At 68.4% G+C, this 4,717-nt stretch carries 2 protein-coding genes and 1 pseudogene; 2 read left to right on the top strand and 1 reads right to left on the bottom strand.

All coding sequences use genetic code 11. From position 1 onward, the window contains the following. Positions 1-207 precede the first annotated feature (207 nt). Positions 208-858: an alpha/beta hydrolase family protein gene (locus AOQ53_RS05425; RefSeq protein WP_148640291.1), complete on the top strand. Its 651-nt coding sequence runs from the start codon at positions 208-210 to the stop codon at positions 856-858. A gap of 61 nt (positions 859-919) precedes the next feature. After that, positions 920-1,564 (top strand): annotated as a pseudogene (locus AOQ53_RS47625) (helix-turn-helix domain-containing protein); the annotation flags it as partial. Between the two features lie 129 nt (positions 1,565-1,693). On the opposite strand, the gene AOQ53_RS05415 reads toward AOQ53_RS47625, so the two are convergent. Next, positions 1,694-4,609: a glycoside hydrolase family 3 protein gene (locus tag AOQ53_RS05415; RefSeq protein WP_236711602.1), complete on the bottom strand. Its 2,916-nt coding sequence runs from the start codon at positions 4,607-4,609 to the stop codon at positions 1,694-1,696. Between the last annotated feature and the right edge of the window lie 108 nt (positions 4,610-4,717).

Genomic DNA, 4,717 nt, shown 5'->3' with positions numbered 1-4,717 from the left:
GCCTGCCCCACCTGCCACCGCGACATACCCACCCGCACACCGACCTGACCAAGCACTACTAGTGCCGTGTCAGAGAACCTTTGCCCCTGCTGACGCGACGCGCCGTTCGGGTGCCGCGATCCGCTGCGCGCTAATCTGAGGCCATAACAGAGCATGGAGTGACCCGCGGGCCGTCTTCGGGGAGCGGCGCTGTGGTGAAGGAGCGAGATGCAAGCACTGACGCTTGGTCCCACGAACCATGAACGTGTCGTGCTCTTCGCTGCTGGAGCAGGCGGCGATCCGGAGCGTTACCGGCCTCTCCTGGAGCACCTGACAGCCCATGACTGTCAGGTCATTGCGCCTTGCTTCGAGCGTTTTGTCGCGCGGGAGGCGACCACCGCTGAGCTGCTTGCACGCCCGGTCGGGCTGGTCGAGGCGCTCCACCGGTGGGCGTCTCCGGATGCGGCTGTTGTGGTGGTCGGCCACTCGATCGGTGGATGGGCTGGCCTCTGTCTCGCCGGTGCGACGCCCTGGGGGCGGGACGGCAGACCGCTGGATGTCCCACGCGAGCCACGTGTCGGCCGTCTCGTCTTGTACGCGCCCGCGGTCGGCTGGTTTGCCGCTCCGGGTGCCTTGGACGCGGTGACAGCGCCGATGCTCGTCTATGCGGGGGAGATGGACACCGTCACGCCCGTCGAGCAGGCCGTCCGCTTGACGAGCGCGTCTGCCCAGGTCGACCTTCGCGTCGTGCCGGGGGCCGGTCACTCCAGCTTCATGAATACGCCTCCGCCGGGCACGGTCGAAAACGAGGGCTTCGACCGTGCTCAGTTCCTCACCGACCTCGCGCGAGCGACCATGGAGTTTGCCATCGCGTCCTGAGGTGACGTGACGCGCCGATCGGACGCTGGTCCGGACGGCGCGGTCTTGCCAGGCTGTGCGGGTGGCAGAACAAGTACGGGTCCGCGAGATCGATGGCGACGAGGGGCAGCGCCTGTTGCGGATTATCCGCAGAGGCATGGGGTCGGTGGTGACCTGGCGGCGTGCGCAGATGGTGCTGCTGTCCGCGCAGGGCATGCCGGTGGCGCGGATCGCCGAGGTGTCGTTCACCAGCCCTGACCGGGTCCGGGACGTGATCCACAACTTCAACGCCGACGGCTTCGAGTCTTTGTAGCCGAAGTACTCCGGCGGCCGGCCCAGGACGTTCACACTGCCCGAGCGTCGGGAGATCAAGAAGATCGCCAAGTCGAAGCCGGCCGAGCACGACCTGCCGTTCTCGACCTGGAGCCTGACCAAGCTGGCCGACTTCCTGGTCGCCGAGGGGGTGGTCGACGACATCAGCCACGAGGGCCTGCGCATCCTGCTCCGCGAGGAAGGCGTCTCCTTTCAACGCCTGAAGACCTGGAAAACCTCTCGTGATCCGGACTACGCGGCCAAGAAGGCCCGCGTCGAACACCTCTACGCGATCGCCGATGGCGAGGTCATACCCGAAGAGGGCGAGCCCCACGTCGTCTTCTGTATGGACGAGTTCGGCCCGCTCAACCTGATGCCCCATCCCGGTCGGCAGTGGGCCGAGCGCGGTGGCAGGCAGTGCTGAGAGGCGTCGAGGGGCGGCGCTGAGCGAGTGCTGAGGTGAGGTGCCGCCCAGGGCGCCCTTTCGGCGCCCTGGGCCGCGGGTTCGCGCGTCGCGTGGCGGGACGGCGGTTCGCCGTCCGGGTCAGCGCAGCGAGAACGTCGACAATCTCTGGCCCTCGCTCAGCACGAGGTACACGTCCTGGCGCCCCTTCGCGGCGGCGGACAGAGCGGCGTTCACCGTCTCGTACGTGTACACCGACCCCGTTCCGGACGCCTTCGCCGTGCCGATGAGCGTGCCGGTCGGCGAGCCGAGCCGTATCTCGACCTTCCCGGCCGCTCCGGCCACCCGCGCGGTGAACTTCGCCGCGCCGGAACCCAGTTGGGCATCGGCGAACTCGAGCCAGGCCCCGTCGGCCGAAGCCCCCACCGAGGTTCCCCGGACCTTCGACTCGTCCACCAACCGGACACCCTCGTAATCGTCGAAGTTCTCGGCGCGGGTCACCCGTGAGAGATCCCGGGCCGGGATCGTCTCGCCGCGCACCTTCAGGGACGTACGGGAGCGGATGTCCTCGGAGGACGCGCCCACGAGGACGTCGTACGTGCCGCTCTCGACCACCCACTTGGAACGGGTGACGTCCCAGTGTGCGAGGTCCTTCGTCGTGAGCTTCAGCTTGACGGTTTTCGTCTGGCCCGGCTTGAGCGAGACCCGCTGGAACGCCTCCAGCTGTTTCAACGGCTGCTTGTCGCGTGAGACGCGCTGGTGGGTGTAGAGCTGCACGACCTCGTCCCCGGCACGCTTGCCGGTATTCGTGACGGCGACCGCGTATCCGCCGTCGAAGCGCTTCAACTTCCCGTAACGGAAGGAGGAGTACGAGAGTCCGTAACCGAACTCGTAGAGCGGGTCGCCCTTGAAGTACTGGTACGTGCGGTCGTGCTTGATGTTGTCGTACTCCAGGATGGAGGGGAGGTCGGCCTCCGACTTGTACCAGGTCTGGGTGAGCCGTCCGGCCGGGTTCACGTCGCCGAAGAGCACGTCGGCGAGGGCGTTGCCGGTTTCCTGGCCCGCGTGGGTGGTCCAGAGGAGGGCGGGGACCTCCTTCTGGAGGGCGCCGAGGGTGGTCGGGTAGCTGTTCTCGACGACCACGACCGTCTTCGGGTTGGCCGCTCGCACCGCCTTCACCAGGGCTTCCTGGGACGGAGCCAGGCTCATGTCCTCACGGTCGTCGTTCTCGCGGCCGTTGATCGCCGGCATGGACCCGACCACCACGACCGCCGCGTCCTTGCCCTTCACCGCCGCCACGGCCTCCTCGGCGCCGCTGCGGACGACGTCCTTGGTGTAGCGCGCGGCCTCGGCCTTGGCGACCAGGCCGAGGGTGCCGTCGGGGCCGGTCGGGCCGAGGTAGACCGGGTTGGACCACCAGGGCTCCCGGGTCTCGTAGCCCGCGTACCGCAGCAGGTGGGTGCCGTCGGCCTGCTCCTCCAGCGCGAACTGCTGCTGCACGAACCAACCGCCGGGCTGCACTTGGTCGTTGACGAAGCCCGACCAGTTGTAGCCGACGTACTTGCCGTTCGCGGCCGACCGCAGCGTCACGATGCCCGCGCCCCAGTCGAACACGTCGAACTGGGTGGCTGCCGTACCGGGCGAGGTGGCGCTCTCCTGCAAGGCCTCGCCGTCGGCGTCCGTGCCCGCCGTCACGTACGTCCCGCTCTCCGCGTTCTTCAGCGTGATCCGGTCCACGCCTTCACTGCTCGCGACCGACGTGCCGAGTTTCGCGGCGATGCCCTCCTTGGGCGTCACGGCGTACGGCAGGGTGCCCGAGTACCAGTCGGTGTAGAGGGTGTCGGCGAGCGGGCCCACGACCGCCACGTCCTGGGACGCGGAGGCCTTCAGGGGCAGGGTGGCGCCCGAGTTCTTCAGCAGCACCGCCGCGTCGGCTGCCGCCTTCCGCGCGAGCTTCTGATGGGCCGGGCTGTTGATGACGGACTTGTCGATGGACCCGTACTTTCCGCCGCCCGGGTCGAACTCGCCGAGCCGGACGCGGATGTTCAGGATGTGCCCGGCCGCCGTGTCGACGTCCGACTCCTTCAACAGGCCCTTGGAAACGGCCGACTTGATGGCGGTCGTGGTCCCTACGGAGTTCGTGTCGTCCGTAGTGAAGCTGTCGATGCCCGCCTTCAGCGTGGCCGCGTTTCCCTCGGACAAGGTGTCGTAGTACTTCTGACTGCCGCTGCCGATCAGGTTGTTGGGCGCGTAGGCGTCGGTGACGTTCAGGAGGTCGTGGGAGGTCCAGGTGCGTACGTCGTTCAGCGCCGGATTGACCGTCGCCGGGCGGCCGTTGACGAGGTTGTAAGACGACATCACGCCGGTTGCCGCGTCCGCCTCGATCGCCGGCCTGAAGGCCGGCTCCTCGTACTCCTTCAGCACGCGTGGGCGCAGGTCGGACGAGGTGGTGGTGCGGTCGACCTCGTTGTTGTTGCCGAGGAAGTGCTTGAGCGTGGGCGCCGTCTTGAGGTGGTCGGGGTCCCCGCCGGTGAGGCCGGTGCCGTACGCGGTCGCCATTGAGCTCGTCAGGTGCGGGTCCTCGGAGTAACCCTCCTCGTTGCGGCCCCAGCGCGGGTCGCGGAGCGGGTTGACCACCGGTGCCCACAGGTTGAGGCCCCAGCCGGCCGGGCGCTCCTTCTGGAAGCCGCGCGCTTCGTCGCCCACCGCCGCGCCGACCTGCTTCATCAACGCCGGGTCCCAGGTCGACGCGAGGCCCACGGCCTGCGGGAACACGGTGGTCTCGCCGAGCCAGGCGACGCCGTGCAGGGCCTCTGTGCCGGTCTTGAACGACTGGATGCCGAGGCGGGGGATCGCGGGCTGGTACTGGTGGAGCAGAGAGATCTTCTCGTCGAGGGTGAGGCGGGCGAGGAGGTCGTCGACACGGCGGTCGACGGACAGCTTCGGGTTGCGGAAGGCGTACGCGGGGGCGTCCGCCGCGGCCGTTCCCGTGGCCGTGACGCCGAGTCCCGCGACCAGGGTCAGGCCCAGGGTCAGGGCGGGGACGCCCCGTCCCACGGTGGTTCTCCGTCTTCTCTTGCCTTTCATGGCACGGCTCCTTCAGCTAGGGCCTTGCGTTTGGTGCTTGGACGAGACTGCTTCCGTGAGGGGGAGCGGGGTGGGGGG

This window comes from Streptomyces azureus, assembly GCF_001270025.1.
Lineage (GTDB): Bacteria > Actinomycetota > Actinomycetes > Streptomycetales > Streptomycetaceae > Streptomyces > Streptomyces azureus.
The sequence above is the reverse complement of the archived record's forward strand: the minus strand, read 5'-3'. Positions and strand labels throughout refer to the sequence as shown.